Raw genomic sequence first — 18,267 nt, forward strand, 5'->3', positions numbered from 1 at the left:
GAAAACGGGTGATTGATAAAGCAATCATCGTTCTTGGGGCGTTAATTGCGCTGCTGGAACTGATCCGCTTTCTGCTTCAGCTTCTGAACTGATAGCGGAAACGTAACTAAGGGCAAAGAGCACACCACTCTTTGCCCTTTAACATTTAACGCATTGTCACGAACTCTTCTGCCGCCGTCGGGTGAATGGCAACCGTGTTGTCGAAGTCTTTTTTGGTTGCGCCCATCTTCAGCGCCACCGCGAAGCCCTGCAACATTTCGTCCATGCCAAAACCAATGCCGTGAATACCGACAATCTTCTCTTCCGATCCAACGCACACCAGCTTCATGCGGCACGGCTGGCGGTGAGTGGTGACGGCGGTATACATGGCGGTGAAAGAGGATTTATACACTTTCACCTGATCGTCGCCGTACTGCTCGCGCGCCTGCGGCTCCGTTAAACCAACAGTACCAATCGGCGGATGGCTGAAGACCACGGTCGGAATGTTGCTGTAATCCAGATGCTCATCCGGCTTGTTATTAAACAGGCGTTCAGAGAGACGGCGACCTGCCGCTACCGCGACCGGCGTCAGTTCCACTGCGCCTGTGTTATCGCCCACCGCGTAAATACCTTCAACGTTGGTATTTTGATATTTATCGACGACGATATAGCCTTTTTCGTTGGTTTTAACGCCAGCGGCTTCGAGGTTGATGTTGTCATTGGCAGGTTCACGGCCAATCGCCCAAATCAGGCAATCTACCGTTTCACTGCGACCATCTTCCAGCTCCAGCGTCAGGCTGCCATCGGCATTTTTCACCACCGCTTTCGGGATGGCGTTAGTGTGCAGTTGCGGGCCTTCGGCGTTCATCACTTCGACCAGCGTTTCGGAGATCATCGGGTCAAAGCTGCGCAGCGGCGCGTGTTTACGCACAAACAGATGCGTCTTCGCGCCGAGGCCGTTAATCACGCCAGCCAGTTCAACGGCGATGTAACCCGCACCAACAACCGCTACACGCTCTGGCAAAGCGGGTAGGGCAAAGAAACCATCGGAATCAATGCCGTATTCCACGCCCGGAATATCCGGGTGGCTTGGACGACCACCGGTGGCGATCAGAATATGATCGGCCGTGATGGTTTCGCCGTTTACCTCCAGCGTTTTGGCATCAACGAAGCGGGCAAAGCCTTTGATTACATCAACGTTATTTTTACCGAGCACGTTTTCATAGGAGGTATGAATACGGTCGATATAGGCGGTACGGCTGGCGATCAACGTTTCCCAGTTGAACTTATTGATGGTGGTATCGAAACCATAATCCGGGCCGTACATGTGGATCGCTTCACGGATTTGCGCCGCGTGCCACATCACTTTTTTCGGCACGCAGCCGACGTTCACGCAGGTGCCGCCCAGTTCTTTGGCTTCAATCAGCGCACATTTTTGGCCGTACATAGCCGCGCGGTTGATGGAGGCGATACCGCCGCTGCCGCCGCCGATGGCGATGTAATCATAGTGTTTAGTCATGACAGAGTGTCCTTATCGTTGATTACCGCGATTGTAGCGCGAGACGTAATAGGTGCCAGCAATGGCTGCAATTACTCTGGCACGATCCAGCTTACGGTGGCGTGCCCGGTGCCTGCCGGAACCAGTTTGCTGTGCAGCCACGGCAGCACGTTGTTCATTTGCTGCTCCAGCTTCCACGGTGGATTAATCACAATCATGCCGGAAGCGGTCATACCACGGCGGTCGCTGTCCGGCAGCACCGCCAGTTCAATTTGCAGAATTTTGCGAATGCCGGTCGCTTCCAGGTCGTGGATCATGCGCTTGATCTGCTGGCGCAACACCACCGGATACCACAACGCGTAAGTGCCGGTAGCGAAACGTTTGTAGCCTTCTGCTATCCCGCTGACCACCGCCTGATAGTCGGTTTTCATTTCATACGGTGGGTCGATAAGGATCAGGCCACGACGGGAAACTGGCGGCAGTTTTGCTTTCAGTTGCAGGAAGCCGTCGGCTTTTTCTACGCGCGCACGGCTGTCTTTCTGAAATTCAGAACGCAGCAACGGGAAATCGCTCGGATGTAGCTCGGTCAGTTGCAGGCTGTCTTGTTCACGCAGTAACTGACGGGCAATCAATGGCGAACCGGGGTAGTAACGCAACTGTCCGCTACGGTTGAAGTGTTTTACCACATTGATGTACGGCTCCAGTTCTGCGGGCAAATCGTCCTGCTGCCAGATACGGGCGATACCTTCGAGATATTCGCCGGTACGCTCGGCATGTTCGCTGCCTAACTGATAACGCCCGGCCCCTGCGTGGGTATCGAGATAGAGAAACGGTTTATCTTTCTCTTTCAGCGACTCGATGATCAGGCTCTGAACGGTATGTTTAAGGACGTCGGCGTGGTTGCCAGCGTGAAAGCTGTGGCGATAACTGAGCATGGGTAAAGGTGTTCCGGTAAGTAAAAATCGGCCCGTATTTGGGGCGCACAAAAGCATATCAGGACAGTATACCGAAAAGAGGACGTCGCCGCGAAAGCGTAACGTTTCTCATTGAAATTCACTACACTTAACCCCATGCTATTACCCATTACGCGTCGGATGGCATCGGCCTATTAACGTAGGCCGGATAAGACGTCTGCGTCGCCTCCGGCGAAAGCGCCTGTGAGCGTTTCGTTCCCTCTATTTAACCAGGACTGTACCTATGACGAATCCGTTACTGACTCCCTTTGAATTGCCTCCGTTTTCTAAAATTCTCCCGGAACATGTCGTTCCTGCCGTGACTAAGGCGCTGAACGACTGTCGCGAAAATGTGGAGCGCGTGGTAGCGCAGGGGGCACCGTACACCTGGGAAAATTTCTGCCAACCGCTGGCAGAAGTGGACGATGTGCTGGGACGTATTTTCTCCCCGGTCAGCCACCTGAACTCGGTGAAAAATAGCCCGGAGCTGCGCGAAGCCTACGAACAAACGCTGCCGCTGCTGTCAGAATACAGCACCTGGGTAGGGCAACATGAAGGGCTGTATAAAGCGTATCGCGATCTGCGCGATGGCGATCATTACGCCACGCTGAACACGGCACAGAAGAAAGCGGTTGATAACGCACTGCGTGATTTTGAACTGTCGGGCATCGGTCTGCCGAAAGAGAAACAGCAACGCTACGGCGAGATTGCCACCCGTCTCTCCGAGCTGGGCAACCAGTACAGCAACAACGTCCTCGATGCGACGATGGGCTGGACTAAACTCGTTACCGACGAAGCTGAGCTGGCGGGTATGCCAGAAAGCGCGCTGGCTGCAGCAAAAGCCCAGGCCGAAGCGAAAGAACTGGAAGGCTATCTGCTGACGCTGGATATCCCAAGCTACCTGCCGGTAATGACTTACTGCGACAACCAGTCTCTGCGCGAAGAGATGTATCGCGCTTACAGCACACGCGCCTCCGATCAAGGCCCGAACGCCGGTAAGTGGGACAACAGCAAGGTGATGGAAGAGATCCTCACCCTGCGTCACGAACTGGCGCAATTGCTGGGTTTTGAAAACTACGCCTTCAAATCGCTTGCCACTAAAATGGCAGAAAATCCGCAGCAGGTGCTTGATTTCTTAACCGATCTGGCAAAACGTGCGCGTCCGCAGGGCGAAAAAGAGCTGGCGCAACTGCGTGCCTTCGCCAAAGCCGAATTTGGTGTGGATGAGTTGCAGCCGTGGGATATCGCTTACTACAGCGAAAAACAGAAACAGCACCTCTACAGCATCAGCGACGAACAACTGCGTCCGTACTTCCCGGAAAACAAAGCGGTTAACGGCCTGTTTGAAGTGGTGAAACGTATTTACGGCATCACCGCCAAAGAGCGTAAAGATGTTGATGTCTGGCATCCTGATGTGCGTTTCTTCGAACTGTATGATGAGAACAACGAACTGCGCGGCAGCTTCTACCTCGACCTGTATGCCCGTGAGAACAAGCGCGGCGGGGCGTGGATGGATGACTGCGTAGGCCAGATGCGCAAAGCCGACGGTTCGCTGCAAAAACCGGTCGCTTATCTGACCTGTAACTTCAACCGCCCGGTGAACGGTAAACCGGCGCTGTTTACCCATGACGAAGTGATCACCCTGTTCCACGAGTTCGGTCACGGCCTGCATCATATGCTGACCCGCATCGAAACCGCCGGTGTTTCCGGTATCAGCGGTGTGCCGTGGGATGCGGTCGAACTGCCGAGTCAGTTTATGGAAAACTGGTGCTGGGAGCCGGAGGCGCTGGCGTTTATCTCCGGTCACTATGAAACCGGCGAACCGCTGCCGAAAGAGTTGCTGGATAAAATGCTGGCGGCGAAGAACTACCAGGCGGCGCTGTTTATTCTGCGTCAGCTGGAGTTCGGTCTGTTCGATTTCCGCCTCCATGCGGAATTCCGTCCGGATCAGGGGGCAAAAATCCTCGAAACCCTGGCAGAAATCAAAAAACTGGTTGCCGTGGTGCCGTCTCCGTCATGGGGCCGTTTCCCACATGCATTTAGCCATATCTTTGCTGGTGGTTATGCAGCAGGTTACTACAGCTACCTGTGGGCTGATGTGCTGGCGGCGGATGCTTTCTCGCGCTTTGAGGAAGAGGGGATTTTCAACCGTGATACTGGACAGTCGTTCCTCGACAACATTCTGAGCCGTGGCGGTTCAGAAGAGCCGATGGAACTGTTCAAACGCTTCCGTGGTCGCGAACCGCAACTGGATGCGATGCTGGAGCACTACGGCATTAAGGGCTGATCATTCAGTGAAAATCTGCTTAATTGATGAATCGGGCGCCGGAGACGGCGCCTTATCTGTTCTGGCGACCCGCTGGGGGCTGGAGCACGATGAAGACAATCTGATGGCCTTGGTGTTAACGCCAGAGCATCTGGAACTGCGTAAGCGTGATGAGCCGAAACTCGGCGGCATTTTCGTTGATTTTGTCGGCGGGGCAATGGCGCACCGACGCAAATTCGGCGGTGGTCGCGGCGAAGCGGTAGCAAAAGCGGTGGGCATTAAGGGCGATTATCTGCCGGATGTCGTCGATGCGACCGCAGGATTAGGTCGTGATGCCTTCGTGCTGGCTTCTGTCGGTTGTCGTGTACGGATGCTGGAGCGTAATCCGGTAGTTGCCGCGCTGCTCGACGATGGCCTAGCGCGTGGCTATGCCGATGCGGAAATTGGTGGCTGGTTGCAGGAACGGTTGCAGTTGATTCACGCTTCCAGTTTGACGGCGCTAACCGATATTACCCCACGCCCGCAAGTGGTCTATCTTGACCCGATGTTCCCACATAAGCAGAAAAGCGCGCTGGTGAAGAAAGAGATGCGAGTGTTTCAGTCGCTGGTGGGGCCGGATCTCGATGCCGATGGGTTGCTGGAGCCTGCGCGGCAACTGGCGACCAAACGTGTGGTGGTAAAGCGCCCGGACTACGCGCCGCCGCTGGCAAACATTGCCACACCGAACGCGGTTGTCACCAAAGGGCATCGCTTTGATATTTATGCCGGAACGCCGGTGTAAAAGTGAAAACGGGTAGCGTTATAGCTACCCGTTTTTCTGCAAGAATCATCAATGGCTTTCCGGCGTCTCAATCATTCGTTTCAGCCAGGGCACCATCATCAGCATCACTACTGCAACGCCCAGCGTGACCAGACCAATCTTACCAAACACGTTGGTGTAGACAGGTAACGTCTCAAGCGGATCGGTAATATTGTCTGGCACTGCGGTAAATGTCGCCACATAGCCGCCGAGCAAGAACGCGGCAGCCTGCGTCAGAAACCACATTCCCAGAATAAAGCCCATCAAATGCTGTGGCACCAGAGCAGCAACCATCGCCAGACCCAGGGCGCTAATAAACAGTTCACCCAGGCTCTGGAACAAGTAAACCAGCACGATAAACCACGGCGATGTCAGCCCCTGCGCATCAGCAAACCACATTCCCGCAGCGGCGGCAGTCAGAAATCCCAGCGAGCACATAAACATGCCGAGAGTAAATTTCATCGGCATCGAGAGGTCTTTGCCTTTGTTACCCAGATGCGTGTAAATGCCCGCCAGTATTGGGCTGGCGAGTACCACCCAGAATGGGTTAAGCGCCTGGAAGCTGACCGGGTTGATGGAAAAACCGAGAATTTCATGATGTACGTTGTTGATGGCAAAGAAGTTCAGCGACGTTGGCATCTGGGCATAGAGGATGTAAAACACCACCGCTTCGAGCATCAGGACAAAGGCGACAAACATTTTATTGCGCCCGGTTTTATCCAGCTTGAATGCCTGACGGAAGAAGATAATGGTGACGACGATGGAGAGGGCGATCAGCACCAGATTGGCGACTTCTACGTTGTGCATCAGCCATGCACAGACGAAGATCATCACTACGCTGCCAATCAACACGTACAACAGTTTGCCGAAGTTCAGTGGTCGGAAGTCAGGATCTGAACCAATATCTTGCACCATCCCGCGACAGGCGATGTAGACCAGTAGCGCGACAATCAGACCTGCCCCGCACAGGTTATAGGTAACGGAATAACCAAATCTATCGGCAATCACTGGTGCCAGCGACAGCGCCACCAATGAACCAATATTGATCGACATGTAAAACAGAGTGAAAGCACCATCCAGACGCGGGTCTTTCGGTGGATAGCATTTAGAAAGCAGGCTTGCCGGGTTGGCTTTAAACAAGCCGTTGCCGACGGCAATAGTGCCCAGGGCGATGAAAATCAGATCAGGCTTAAGTAGCGACATTCCGGTCGTGAAGTAACCAATCGCCAGCACAATAGCCCCAAGAACAATGGTGCGTTTAGTCCCAAGCAGGTGGTCGCCGACATAGCCACCAATGGAGATAAGTCCATAGACCAGCGCAGCAAAAGCGCCAAAGGTGACAAAGGCCTGCTCTTGTGAGAATCCGAGTTGTTTAACGAAGAAAACCGCCAGCACGCCTTGCACGCCGTAGTAGCCGAATCGCTCCCATAATTCGACAAAAAAGATCATGAAAAATGGGCGAGGTTGTTGCAGCATCCCGGTGGGTGTTGTTGTATTCATATTTATTAACCTTCCAATACCATCCTGAAAAGTATGAACGCGTAAGTGGTTGCACGCGAAAGATTTTACAGATGTCTAAGATTTTTAATATTGATGTGGTAAATAGTTATATGCACTATTTCGACAGAAAGTAACCAGCTAATCATGCTGGTTGTTTGAAGTGAGATGGTTTTACATTCTGATTTTTGAGATGCTGAAAATTTGGATAGCCCCGGGTATCTATGAGCCTGCTGGCCGCATCTGGAAAACAGGAGAGCGCAAAAGCAGAACGCCCGCATAAGCGGGCGTCGGGGGCAAGTCGGGAGGGGATGATTATTCTTCTTCGTCGCGCAGCGGAACAATCAGCATATCAACGTGAACGGTGTTGATAAGTTGACGCGCGGAAGACATCAGTTTGCTCCAGAAGTCCTGGTGATGACCACAAACAACCAGATCCATATCGTATTTCTTGATTGCATCCACCAGAACCTGACCCAGATCGCCGCTGCCGCTCAGGGTTTCAGTGATTGGGTAACCTGCGTTGGTAGAGAGCTCGGTCAGCGCGTGATGCGTCTCTTCGGAGATGCGTTTCTGCATATCACCCAGATTCACATCAATAAGCCCGGTGTATAGGTCAGAGTAGTTTACATCTACGTGGATCAGAGAAACCTTCGCATTGTAGGGGCGAGCCATAGAGACTGCTTTCTCTACCAGAACTTTGCTTTCCGGGGAGAGATCGACCGCGATGAGAATGTGTTTATAAGCCATAGTGTTACTCCTTCCATAAAGTTGTCGATGACTGGCCAGCTAGCGTTTCTTGTGCCGTTACGTCACCCGCGTCCTGCGAACTACGTGCGCGGGGCTAACCCAGCCGTAAAGATTCAGTGTTAAGACCATCCTTACCTTATAGCGACCCAGATGATCCGTCAATCCGCCTTGCTTACCAATCAGATAATCAAATTTTCGAGATGAATATATTGATAGTGGTTAACCTTATGGAAAAAAAACAAGCTGATCTCCTACACTATCTATAGAGCCGCTCGGATGTGTGTCACGACAAAAGCGGTTTCTCCAGGACCTGGTGTTAACTGATTGGCAGCGTATCGGGAGCGGTAGCCCCGGAGTGGAACTCCGTGGGCAGGTCGCCGGGGAGGAGGTATGATAAGCACCGTCGCATTATTTTGGGCTTTATGTGTCGTTTGCATTGTTAACATGGCGCGCTATTTCTCATCACTACGCGCGTTGTTAGTGGTACTGCGTAATTGCGATCCATTGCTCTATCAATATGTAGATGGAGGGGGCTTTTTTACCTCACATGGCCAACCTAACAAACAGGTGCGTCTCGTCTGGTATATCTATGCTCAGAGGTATCGCGATCATCACGATGATGAGTTTATTCGTCGCTGCGAGCGTGTGCGTCGGCAGTTTATTCTGACCAGCGCATTGTGTGGTCTGGTCGTGGTAAGCCTGATTGCATTGATGATCTGGCATTAAGTACCACAGCAATAACGCATAAAAAAAGCGGGTCATTCAGTTGACCCGCTCGTTTTTCTGCGTGCGATTACAGGAACTGCAAGGAGATCCAGTACAGCCCGCCGGAGAGCAGTATCGCAGCCGGGAGGGTAAACACCCACGCCATCAGAATGCTGGTTACTGTTTTACGCTGTAAGCCGCCGCCATCAACAACCATCGTCCCCGCTACGGAAGAGGAGAGTACGTGAGTGGTGGAAACCGGCATCCCGGTATAACTCGCCAGGCCGATAGACACCGCAGCCGTCATCTGGGCAGACATCCCCTGAGCGTAGGTCATGCCTTTCTTACCGATTTTCTCACCGATAGTCGTTGCCACACGACGCCAGCCAATCATCGTACCGATACCTAATGCCAGCGCGACCGCCATGATGATCCACACCGGAGCGTACTCGATGGTACTCAGCATATCGGACTTCAGTTTCTTCAACAGACGCTGATCATCTGCTGTGACGCCAGGCATTTTCACCACTTTGTCGATGGTGTCAGATACGCACAGCATAATGCGGCGCATCTGGCTACGTTGGTCAAGCGACAGCTTGTCGTAGCTTTCCACGTCAGCAGTCAACATGCCTTTCAGGCGATTGAGCGCGTTAATGGTATTCGACGGATGGCAATGGAACTCCGCAGGTTGTGTTGCGCCTGCTTCCGGAGTCGGTACTAACTGATCAGCACCGGTCGCCTGTTTCAGCAGTGCAGGGTGTTGCTCAAAGTAAGCTTCCACGTTGTTGATTGCATCACGGGTACGAGTGATTTCGTAGCCTGAGGCATTCATATTAACCACGAAGCCCGCTGGTGCGACGCCAATCAGCACCAGCATAACCAGACCAATGCCTTTCTGACCATCGTTCGCGCCGTGGGAAAACGCCACGCCGACAGCGGAAAGGATCAGCGCGATACGCGTCCAGAACGGCGGTTTTTTCTTACCGTCTTTCTTTTCACGCTCCGCTGGGGTCAGGTGGATACGGGCGCGTTTCTTGGTGCCGCTCCAGTAGCGACGCAGCAAGAAAATCAGACCGCCAGCAAACACCAGGCCGACAATAGGGGAAACGATCAGAGATGCGAAAATACTTAATACTTTCGGGATATTGAGTGCATCCACCACTGACGTACCGGTCATCAACGCATTGGTTAAACCAATACCGATGATTGCGCCAATCAGCGTATGAGAGCTGGATGCAGGTAAACCAAAGTACCAGGTACCCAGGTTCCAGATAATCGCCGCCAGTAACATAGAGAACACCATGGCAAGGCCATGAGACGATCCCATATTAAGCAGCAAGTCTGTCGGCAGCATATGCACAATGGCATAGGCAACACTCAGACCACCCAGCAAAACACCCAAAAAGTTGAACACTGCCGCCATAACCACTGCGAGCTGAGAACGCATCGCGCGGGTATAGATGACAGTTGCCACAGCGTTGGCTGTGTCATGGAAACCATTAATGGCTTCGTAGAACAGCACAAAAGCCAGTGCAAGCAATAATAACAGCCCGGTATGCAAATCCAGGCCAGCAAACAAATGTAGCATAGGACGTTACGCCATTTTGAGGACATGAACGCGGCGCATTATCAGTGACTTTCGCGGCGCGGGCAAAGTGAAATATAGATTTTTTTGATTTGCCTCCTGTATGATTTTTGCTCAAAAAATAATTATCTTATATAATTCAGGTAAATACTTCCCCTAAGTAATATTGATGCTGGTGCGACCACTGAGGAATCTTTACAATTCACGCCCGTTTTTTCTAAGAGGAGCGCAACGTGGAAAGGTTTGATGCCATTATTATAGGCGCTGGTGCGGCTGGTATGTTCTGTTCTGCGCTGGCAGGTCAGGCGGGACGCAGAGTTTTGCTGATTGATAATGGTAAAAAACCGGGGCGCAAAATCCTCATGTCTGGCGGTGGACGCTGCAACTTTACCAACCTTTATGTCGAGCCTGGCGCCTATCTGAGCCAGAATCCGCATTTTTGTAAGTCTGCACTCGCGCGTTTTACCCAGTGGGATTTCATTGATCTGGTCAATAAACACGGCATCGCCTGGCACGAGAAAACGTTAGGGCAACTCTTCTGTGATGACTCTGCACAGCAGATTGTCGACATGCTGGTGGATGAGTGTGAAAAGGGTAATGTGACCTTCAGATTGCGCAGCGAAGTGCTGAGTGTGGCAAAGGATGAAACGGGGTTTACGCTTGAACTGAACGGTATGACCGTCGGCTGCGATAAACTGGTCATTGCCACCGGAGGCCTCTCGATGCCTGGTCTGGGCGCATCGCCGTTCGGTTATAAGATTGCCGAACAATTTGGCCTCAACGTGTTGCCCACCCGCGCTGGCCTGGTGCCATTCACTCTGCATAAACCGTTGCTGGAAGAGTTACAGGTGCTGGCAGGCGTGGCGGCGCCTTCGGTGATCACCGCTGAAAACGGCACCGTATTCCGCGAGAACTTACTCTTCACTCATCGTGGCTTATCCGGCCCTGCGGTATTACAGATTTCCAGCTACTGGCAGCCGGGAGAATTTGTCAGCATCAATCTGCTACCGGATGTGGATCTCGAAACCTTCCTTAATGAGCAGCGTAACGCACATCCAAACCAGAGCCTGAAGAACACCCTGGCGGTTCATCTGCCGAAACGGTTGGTTGAACGGTTACAACAACTCGGGCAAATCCCGGATGTCTCGCTAAAACAGCTCAACGTGCGTGATCAACAGGCGCTGATTACCACATTGACCGACTGGCGCGTACAACCTAACGGCACTGAAGGCTATCGCACCGCCGAAGTGACGCTCGGCGGAGTGGACACCAACGAACTCTCTTCACGGACAATGGAAGCGCGCAAAGTGCCGGGGCTGTACTTCATTGGTGAAGTGATGGACGTCACCGGCTGGCTGGGGGGCTATAACTTCCAGTGGGCATGGTCGAGTGCGTGGGCTTGTGCGCAGGATTTGGCGGCAGAATAAGAAGCAAAATGCCCCCTCGTTTTCGCGGTGTAACCAGGGGGGATTAACCTGAATAAAGCCCAGATAAGACATTCGACACCTTATCTAAAGCCTTTTCTATTATTTTTTCGCAGAACCCGCTTCTAATATAGAAACGATGGAAAACAGTGTAAAACACACTGCACCTAAGCCAACCAAAACTCGCGAGGGAATAAAGTAAGCCATATCGATTTGCGCAATTTCAGCAAGGAACGCCGCGAGGAACAGGCAAAACAGACAGGTAAATACCGGTATCATTGGTATTTTGTTGGTTAACGAACAGGTGCGTCTCCAGACTAACGCCAACAGCCACACTTTGGAGAAAATGCTGTAGCAGATCATCCCCAGACAAATGAGAATAATGCCGGGTGCCAGACGGGCGCTTGCATCTGAACTGATTAATACGTAGATACCCTGAATAACGGTAAGTGAGCCGAGCAAAATAACCCAATAACACCAGAGCCAATGTTCTTTCGCTGAGAATGTGTTCCGCGTTTGATGAACAATAGTGGCGACCAGGCCAATAAGACAAGCGCAAATTGCCGTTAGCCCCAGGAATACATGGCCTGCAACATAATGCGCTGGAATATCTGCACTACGCAAAAGCGCAACTGACCAGAGGAAACCAAAGAGAGTCAGAAGTAGTGGCACGGCAATTAAGCAATTACCAATAAACGAAGAATAAGCCTGAAGCGGAGTTCCATCGCTTTTACTCCCTGCTGCGTTTTTCGGGATGAGCAGAAAATGCCCGGAAGATGCCGCGACGGTTGATACGCAGGCGGCAATCATCCCAACACCAAAAATAACGTGCCCGGCAACAAATTCATCCACCATCACATTATCGCTTGCCAGCAGAGACCATCCCCAAATCATCGTTGCAACGGAACCTGCATAACCAATAATAGGAAATAGCGTGTTGTAGAATTTATTCACACCATGAGTTAACTGAGAGATGATAATAAATGCTGTAGTGAACAACGCCAGGCATATTGCAGAAAGAGAAATTAAAACATGCCCTGCAACGAAATATTCACTTTGCCCAGAACCTGCTAATACAAAATCACCTAACGCGATGCATATTATACCCATTATCAAAGGGATTAATTTAAACAACCATCCGATATATATGTTCATCTCAATCTCCATATGCGTTTCCGCTAATGTCAGAAAGCGTGTAAGTAGTATTTTTAGTCAATTAAATATAACAATGAGATACCACTAATTGTAAAAAGTAACTTTACTATAACCGGATTTATTGTTCTGAGTATTGAAATTTATAGGCGAGTTAATGCTGGCAAATAAATATTTATCCTACAGCTAATTCTGAATTAATATCTTTTCCTTATTTTTCATCGTTGCTTAAAACGCTGCTTTTTCTCATCCACCCTTTTTCGCAAAAATACCTTATTACCTTTCGTTAAGATATTTGTACACAAGAGAATAATAACGCTGTGTGATAGTCACCGTTCCTGTTAAGGATATTTTGGGTTAAAAACGTAATCGAAATGTAGAACATCGTGATGTATCACAAGCTGATTGTAATCAAATAGACAACATGAATATAACTGTTAGTATTTAATTGATTTAACTTATGAGTATGCGTGTTTCATTTACGGCCAGGAATGCTGATGATGACAACATTACTACCCGTTTTCACTAAGCCTTCCCCGTTGGCGCTCATCTTGCGGCGCCCTGGTCGTATATGCCGTTTCCTTCTCATCCTGGATGGAAGAATTCGCTGAACATCGTTCGGCGGCTGCTGTAACACGCGTCGTTTACTTACAGGGATTATGGCGGGTCGATTATGGATAAGATTAAGCGCCATCTGGCGTGGTGGGTTGTAGGGTTACTGGCGGTTGCTGCCGTCCTGGCGTGGTGGTTATTGCGTCCGGCAGGTGTACCGGAGGGTTTTGCCGTCAGTAATGGTCGCATTGAAGCGACGGAAGTGGATATCGCCAGTAAAATTGCCGGGCGTATCGACACCATTCTGGTGAAAGAGGGGCAGTTTGTCCGTGAAGGTGAAGTGCTGGCGAAGATGGACACTCGCGTGTTGCAGGAGCAGCGACTGGAAGCCATCGCGCAAATCAAAGAGGCGCAAAGTGCTGTTGCCGCCGCGCAGGCTTTGCTGGAACAGCGGCAAAGTGAAACTCGTGCCGCACAGTCACTGGTTAATCAACGCCAGGCCGAACTGGACTCCGTTGCCAAACGTCATACGCGTTCCCGCTCGCTCGCCCATCGTGGAGCTATTTCTGCGCAACAACTGGATGACGACCGCGCCGCCGCCGAAAGCGCCCGTGCTGCGCTGGAATCGGCAAAAGCCCAGGTTTCGGCTTCTAAAGCCGCTATAGAAGCGGCTCGTACCAATATCATTCAGGCACAAACGCGTGTAGAAGCTGCGCAAGCCACTGAACGGCGCATTGCCGCAGATATCGATGACAGTGAACTAAAAGCCCCGCGCGATGGGCGTGTGCAGTATCGGGTTGCTGAGCCAGGCGAAGTGCTGGCGGCAGGCGGTCGGGTGCTGAATATGGTCGATCTGAGCGACGTTTATATGACCTTCTTCCTGCCAACCGAACAGGCGGGCACACTGAAACTAGGCGGCGAAGCACGGCTGATCCTCGATGCCGCGCCAGATTTGCGTATTCCTGCGACCATCAGTTTTGTCGCCAGCGTCGCCCAGTTCACGCCAAAAACCGTCGAAACCAGCGATGAACGGCTGAAACTGATGTTCCGCGTCAAAGCGCGTATCCCACCGGAATTACTCCAGCAACATCTGGAATATGTCAAAACCGGTTTGCCGGGCGTGGCGTGGGTGCGGGTGAACGAAGAACGTCCGTGGCCTGAAGACCTGGTGGTGAGGTTGCCGCAATGACGCATCTGGAACTGGTTCCCGTTCCGCCTGTCGCGCAACTGGCGGGCGTGAGCCAGCATTATGGAAAAACCGTTGCGCTGAACAATATCACTCTCGATATTCCGGCACGCTGCATGGTCGGGCTGATTGGCCCGGACGGCGTCGGGAAGTCGAGTTTGTTATCGCTGATTTCCGGTGCCCGCGTCATTGAGCAGGGCAACGTGATCGTGCTGGGCGGCGATATGCGCGACCCGAAGCATCGCCGCGACGTCTGCCCGCGTATCGCCTGGATGCCGCAGGGGCTGGGCAAAAACCTCTACCACACCTTGTCGGTATATGAAAACGTCGATTTTTTCGCCCGCCTGTTCGGTCACGACAAAGCGGAGCGGGAAGTCCGAATTAATGAGCTGCTGACCAGCACCGGGTTAGCACCGTTTCGCGATCGTCCAGCGGGAAAGCTCTCCGGCGGGATGAAGCAAAAACTTGGACTATGCTGTGCGTTAATCCACGACCCGGAATTGTTGATTCTTGATGAGCCAACGACGGGGGTTGACCCGCTCTCTCGCGCTCAGTTCTGGGATCTCATCGACAGTATTCGCCAGCGGCAGAGCAATATGAGCGTGCTGGTCGCCACTGCCTATATGGAAGAGGCCGAACGCTTCGACTGGCTGGTGGCGATGAATGCCGGAGAAGTGCTGGCGACCGGTAGCGCCGAAGAACTGCGTCAGCAAACGCAAAGCGCCACGCTGGAAGAAGCATTTATTAATCTGTTACCGCAAGCGCAACGCCAGGCGCATCAGGCGGTAGTGATCCCACCGTATCAACCTGAAAACGCAGAGATTGCCATCGAAGCGCGCGATCTGACCATGCGTTTTGGTTCCTTCGTTGCCGTTGATCACGTCAATTTCCGCATTCCACGCGGGGAGATTTTTGGCTTCCTCGGTTCGAACGGCTGCGGTAAATCCACCACCATGAAAATGCTTACTGGGCTGCTGCCCGCCAGCGAAGGTGAGGCGTGGCTGTTTGGGCAACCGGTTGATCCAAAAGATATCGATACTCGCCGTCGGGTGGGCTATATGTCGCAGGCGTTTTCGCTCTATAACGAACTCACCGTGCGGCAAAACCTGGAGTTACATGCTCGTTTGTTTCACATCCCGGAAGCGGAAATTCCTGCGCGAGTTGCTGAAATGAGCGAGCGTTTTAAGCTCAATGACGTTGAAGATGTGCTGCCGGAGTCATTGCCGCTCGGCATTCGCCAACGGCTTTCGCTGGCGGTGGCGGTGATTCATCGCCCGGAGATGTTAATCCTCGATGAGCCTACTTCTGGTGTCGATCCGGTGGCGAGGGATATGTTCTGGCAGTTGATGGTCGATCTCTCGCGCCAGGACAAAGTGACCATTTTCATCTCCACCCACTTTATGAACGAAGCGGAACGCTGCGACCGTATCTCGCTGATGCACGCCGGAAAAGTGCTCGCCAGCGGTACACCGCAGGAACTGGTTGAGAAACGCGGAGCTGCCAGTCTGGAAGAGGCATTTATCGCCTATTTGCAGGAAGCGGCAGGGCAGAGCAACGAAGCCGAAGCGCCGCCCGTGATACACGACACCACCCACGCCCCGCGTCAGGGATTTAGCCTGCGCCGTCTGTTTAGCTACAGCCGCCGCGAAGCACTGGAACTGCGCCGCGATCCGGTCCGTTCGACGCTGGCGCTGATGGGAACAGTGATCCTGATGCTGATAATGGGTTACGGCATCAGTATGGATGTTGAAAACCTGCGCTTTGCGGTGCTCGATCGCGACCAGACTGTCAGTAGCCAGGCGTGGACGCTCAATCTCTCCGGTTCCCGTTACTTTATCGAACAACCACCGCTCACCAGTTATGACGAGCTGGATCGCCGGATGCGTGCGGGCGATATCACGGTGGCAATTGAGATCCCGCCCAATTTCGGGCGCGATATCGCGCGTGGTACGCCTGTGGAACTCGGCGTCTGGATCGACGGTGCGATGCCCAGCCGCGCCGAAACGGTAAAAGGTTACGTGCAGGCAATGCACCAGAGTTGGTTACAGGATGTGGCGAGCCGGCAATCGACGCCCGCCAGCCAAAGCGGACTGATGAATATTGAGACGCGCTATCGCTATAACCCGGACGTAAAAAGCCTGCCAGCGATTGTTCCGGCGGTGATCCCGCTTCTGCTGATGATGATCCCGTCAATGCTAAGCGCCCTTAGCGTGGTGCGGGAAAAAGAGTTGGGGTCGATTATCAACCTTTACGTGACCCCCACCACGCGTAGCGAATTTTTGCTCGGCAAACAGCTACCGTACATCGCGCTGGGGATGCTGAACTTTTTCCTGCTCTGCGCCTTGTCGGTGTTTGTGTTTGGCGTGCCGCATAAAGGCAGCTTCCTGACGCTCACCCTGGCGGCGTTGCTGTATATCATCATTGCCACCGGAATGGGGCTGCTGATCTCCACTTTTATGAAGAGCCAGATTGCCGCCATTTTCGGTACGGCGATTATCACGTTGATTCCGGCGACGCAGTTTTCCGGGATGATCGATCCGGTGGCATCGCTGGAAGGGCCGGGGCGTTGGATCGGCGAGGTTTACCCTACCAGTCATTTTCTGACTATCGCGCGCGGGACGTTTTCGAAGGCGCTGGATCTGACGGACTTGTGGCAACTTTTTATCCCGCTGCTGATAGCCATACCGCTGGTGATGGGTTTAAGCATCCTGCTGCTGAAAAAACAGGAGGGATGATGCGCCATTTACGCAATATTTTTAATCTGGGTATCAAAGAGTTGCGCAGCCTGCTTGGTGATAAAGCAATGCTGACGCTGATTATCTTCTCGTTTACGGTGTCGGTGTACTCGTCGGCAACCGTTACGCCAGGATCGTTGAACCTGGCGCCGATCGCCATTGCCGATATGGATCAATCGCAGTTGTCGAACCGGATCGTTAACAGCTTCTACCGCCCGTGGTTTTTGCCGCCGGAGATGATCACTGCCGATGAGATGGATGCCGGACTGGACGCCGGGCGCTATACCTTTGCGGTAAATATTCCGCCTAATTTTCAGCGTGATGTCCTCGCCGGACGCCAGCCGGATATTCAGGTGAACGTCGATGCCACGCGCATGAGCCAGGCATTCACTGGCAACGGGTATATCCAGAATATTATCAACGGTGAAGTGAACAGCTTTGTCGCGCGCTACCGTGATAACAGCGAACCGTTGGTATCGCTGGAAACCCGGATGCGCTTTAACCCGAACCTCGATCCCGCGTGGTTTGGCGGGGTGATGGCGATCATCAACAACATTACCATGCTGGCGATTGTTTTGACCGGATCGGCGCTGATCCGCGAGCGTGAACACGGCACGGTGGAACATTTACTGGTGATGCCGATAACGCCGTTTGAGATCATGATGGCGAAGGTCTGGTCGATGGGGCTGGTGGTGCTGGTGGTATCGGGATTATCGCTGGTGCTGATGGTAAAAGGCGTGCTGGGCGTACCGATAGAAGGCTCGATCCCGCTGTTTATGCTTGGCGTGGCGCTCAGTCTGTTTGCCACCACGTCAATCGGCATTTTCATGGGGACGATAGCGCGCTCAATGCCGCAACTGGGGCTGCTGGTGATTCTGGTGCTGCTGCCGCTGCAAATGCTTTCCGGTGGTTCCACGCCGCGCGAAAGTATGCCGCAGATGGTGCAGGACATTATGCTGACCATGCCGACGACACACTTTGTCAGCCTCGCGCAGGCCATTCTCTATCGTGGTGCCGGATTTGAAATCGTCTGGCCGCAGTTCCTGACGCTGATGGCAATTGGCGGCGCGTTTTTCACCATCGCGCTGCTGCGATTCAGAAAGACGATTGGGACAATGGCGTAAGGAAGGGAAACTTGACTTCATATTGTGATGTCATACTATTGATGTCATAAAGTGAAGTCATA

General features: G+C 52.6%; 15 protein-coding genes. 9 read left to right on the forward strand and 6 right to left on the reverse strand.

Features of this window, described 5'->3' with window-relative positions; translation table 11 throughout:
* Nucleotides 1–8: 8 nt before the first annotated feature.
* The gene (dinQ, locus tag RGV86_RS13980) at nucleotides 9–92 is read left to right on the forward strand and encodes a damage-inducible type I toxin DinQ (RefSeq protein ID WP_001295215.1); all 84 of its coding nucleotides are present in this window, start codon (nucleotides 9–11) and stop codon (nucleotides 90–92) included.
* 53 nt (nucleotides 93–145) lie between these two features.
* Here the strand turns inward: dinQ and gorA are convergent, their stop codons facing one another.
* Entirely contained in the window at nucleotides 146–1,498 is a 1,353-nt protein-coding gene (gene gorA / locus RGV86_RS13985) for a glutathione-disulfide reductase (RefSeq protein ID WP_000160812.1), read from the reverse strand.
* Nucleotides 1,499–1,569: 71 nt separating this feature from the next.
* The gene (rlmJ, locus tag RGV86_RS13990) at nucleotides 1,570–2,412 is read right to left on the reverse strand and encodes a 23S rRNA (adenine(2030)-N(6))-methyltransferase (protein WP_085461362.1); all 843 of its coding nucleotides are present in this window, start codon (nucleotides 2,410–2,412) and stop codon (nucleotides 1,570–1,572) included.
* A 262-nt stretch (nucleotides 2,413–2,674) separates the two neighbouring features.
* Here rlmJ and prlC point away from each other — a divergent pair, with 262 nt between their 5' ends.
* On the forward strand, nucleotides 2,675–4,717 hold the full coding sequence (prlC, locus tag RGV86_RS13995) for an oligopeptidase A (RefSeq protein ID WP_309508492.1): 2,043 nt from the start codon (nucleotides 2,675–2,677) through the stop codon (nucleotides 4,715–4,717).
* 7 nt (nucleotides 4,718–4,724) lie between these two features.
* Entirely contained in the window at nucleotides 4,725–5,477 is a 753-nt protein-coding gene (rsmJ, locus tag RGV86_RS14000; protein ID WP_000686601.1) for a 16S rRNA (guanine(1516)-N(2))-methyltransferase RsmJ, read from the forward strand.
* 48 nt (nucleotides 5,478–5,525) lie between these two features.
* Here rsmJ and dtpB read toward each other — a convergent pair whose 3' ends face one another.
* Together dtpB and uspA are read right to left on the reverse strand one after the other, a co-directional pair.
* Complete coding sequence (gene dtpB / locus RGV86_RS14005; RefSeq protein ID WP_085461360.1) at nucleotides 5,526–6,995, reverse strand: dipeptide/tripeptide permease DtpB; 1,470 nt, start codon at nucleotides 6,993–6,995, stop codon at nucleotides 5,526–5,528.
* A 312-nt stretch (nucleotides 6,996–7,307) separates the two neighbouring features.
* Nucleotides 7,308–7,742, reverse strand: coding sequence for a universal stress protein UspA (gene uspA, locus RGV86_RS14010; RefSeq protein WP_000323571.1), 435 nt, complete (start codon nucleotides 7,740–7,742; stop codon nucleotides 7,308–7,310).
* Between the two features lie 390 nt (nucleotides 7,743–8,132).
* On the opposite strand from uspA, the gene uspB reads away from it, so the two are divergent.
* Nucleotides 8,133–8,468, forward strand: coding sequence for a universal stress protein UspB (gene uspB, locus RGV86_RS14015; RefSeq protein ID WP_000626187.1), 336 nt, complete (start codon nucleotides 8,133–8,135; stop codon nucleotides 8,466–8,468).
* A 67-nt stretch (nucleotides 8,469–8,535) separates the two neighbouring features.
* Here the strand turns inward: uspB and pitA are convergent, their stop codons facing one another.
* The gene (gene pitA / locus RGV86_RS14020; protein WP_000902771.1) at nucleotides 8,536–10,035 is read right to left on the reverse strand and encodes an inorganic phosphate transporter PitA; all 1,500 of its coding nucleotides are present in this window, start codon (nucleotides 10,033–10,035) and stop codon (nucleotides 8,536–8,538) included.
* Between the two features lie 230 nt (nucleotides 10,036–10,265).
* On the opposite strand from pitA, the gene RGV86_RS14025 reads away from it, so the two are divergent.
* Nucleotides 10,266–11,459 (forward strand): BaiN/RdsA family NAD(P)/FAD-dependent oxidoreductase, encoded by a 1,194-nt coding sequence (locus RGV86_RS14025; RefSeq protein ID WP_000439175.1) that lies wholly within the window; start codon nucleotides 10,266–10,268, stop codon nucleotides 11,457–11,459.
* Nucleotides 11,460–11,558: 99 nt separating this feature from the next.
* Here the strand turns inward: RGV86_RS14025 and RGV86_RS14030 are convergent, their stop codons facing one another.
* Nucleotides 11,559–12,611 (reverse strand): DUF2776 family protein, encoded by a 1,053-nt coding sequence (locus RGV86_RS14030; RefSeq protein WP_085461425.1) that lies wholly within the window; start codon nucleotides 12,609–12,611, stop codon nucleotides 11,559–11,561.
* A 494-nt stretch (nucleotides 12,612–13,105) separates the two neighbouring features.
* Here RGV86_RS14030 and RGV86_RS14035 point away from each other — a divergent pair, with 494 nt between their 5' ends.
* The 4 genes from RGV86_RS14035 to RGV86_RS14050 all read left to right on the forward strand — a co-directional run bounded on the left by RGV86_RS14035 (nucleotide 13,106) and on the right by RGV86_RS14050 (nucleotide 18,205).
* On the forward strand, nucleotides 13,106–13,219 hold the full coding sequence (locus tag RGV86_RS14035) for a hypothetical protein (protein WP_212741840.1): 114 nt from the start codon (nucleotides 13,106–13,108) through the stop codon (nucleotides 13,217–13,219).
* 62 nt (nucleotides 13,220–13,281) lie between these two features.
* Complete coding sequence (locus RGV86_RS14040; protein WP_000357899.1) at nucleotides 13,282–14,349, forward strand: HlyD family secretion protein; 1,068 nt, start codon at nucleotides 13,282–13,284, stop codon at nucleotides 14,347–14,349.
* Entirely contained in the window at nucleotides 14,346–17,081 is a 2,736-nt protein-coding gene (gene rbbA, locus RGV86_RS14045) for a ribosome-associated ATPase/putative transporter RbbA (protein WP_085461359.1), read from the forward strand. The genes RGV86_RS14040 and rbbA overlap by 4 nt, the downstream gene beginning before the upstream one ends.
* Nucleotides 17,081–18,205, forward strand: a complete 1,125-nt coding sequence (locus RGV86_RS14050; RefSeq protein ID WP_024212598.1) for an ABC transporter permease — start codon at nucleotides 17,081–17,083, stop codon at nucleotides 18,203–18,205. The genes rbbA and RGV86_RS14050 overlap by 1 nt, the downstream gene beginning before the upstream one ends.
* Nucleotides 18,206–18,267 lie beyond the last annotated feature (62 nt).

It is taken from the genome of Escherichia ruysiae, assembly GCF_031323975.1.
Classification (GTDB): Bacteria; Pseudomonadota; Gammaproteobacteria; order Enterobacterales; family Enterobacteriaceae; genus Escherichia; species Escherichia ruysiae.

What these genes read in the sequence shown, in the direction of transcription:
- RGV86_RS14050 (WP_024212598.1), top strand. Translation starts at nt 17,081, where the DNA reads ATGCGCCATTTACGCAATATTTTTAATCTGGGTATCAAAGAGTTGCGC.
- gorA (WP_000160812.1), bottom strand. Translation starts at nt 1,498, where the DNA reads ATGACTAAACACTATGATTACATCGCCATCGGCGGCGGCAGCGGCGGT.
- RGV86_RS14030 (WP_085461425.1), bottom strand. Translation starts at nt 12,611, where the DNA reads ATGAACATATATATCGGATGGTTGTTTAAATTAATCCCTTTGATAATG.
- rlmJ (WP_085461362.1), bottom strand. Translation starts at nt 2,412, where the DNA reads ATGCTCAGTTATCGCCACAGCTTTCACGCTGGCAACCACGCCGACGTC.
- RGV86_RS14040 (WP_000357899.1), top strand. Translation starts at nt 13,282, where the DNA reads ATGGATAAGATTAAGCGCCATCTGGCGTGGTGGGTTGTAGGGTTACTG.
- RGV86_RS14035 (WP_212741840.1), top strand. Translation starts at nt 13,106, where the DNA reads ATGATGACAACATTACTACCCGTTTTCACTAAGCCTTCCCCGTTGGCG.
- pitA (WP_000902771.1), bottom strand. Translation starts at nt 10,035, where the DNA reads ATGCTACATTTGTTTGCTGGCCTGGATTTGCATACCGGGCTGTTATTA.
- uspA (WP_000323571.1), bottom strand. Translation starts at nt 7,742, where the DNA reads ATGGCTTATAAACACATTCTCATCGCGGTCGATCTCTCCCCGGAAAGC.
- dtpB (WP_085461360.1), bottom strand. Translation starts at nt 6,995, where the DNA reads ATGAATACAACAACACCCACCGGGATGCTGCAACAACCTCGCCCATTT.
- rbbA (WP_085461359.1), top strand. Translation starts at nt 14,346, where the DNA reads ATGACGCATCTGGAACTGGTTCCCGTTCCGCCTGTCGCGCAACTGGCG.
- prlC (WP_309508492.1), top strand. Translation starts at nt 2,675, where the DNA reads ATGACGAATCCGTTACTGACTCCCTTTGAATTGCCTCCGTTTTCTAAA.
- uspB (WP_000626187.1), top strand. Translation starts at nt 8,133, where the DNA reads ATGATAAGCACCGTCGCATTATTTTGGGCTTTATGTGTCGTTTGCATT.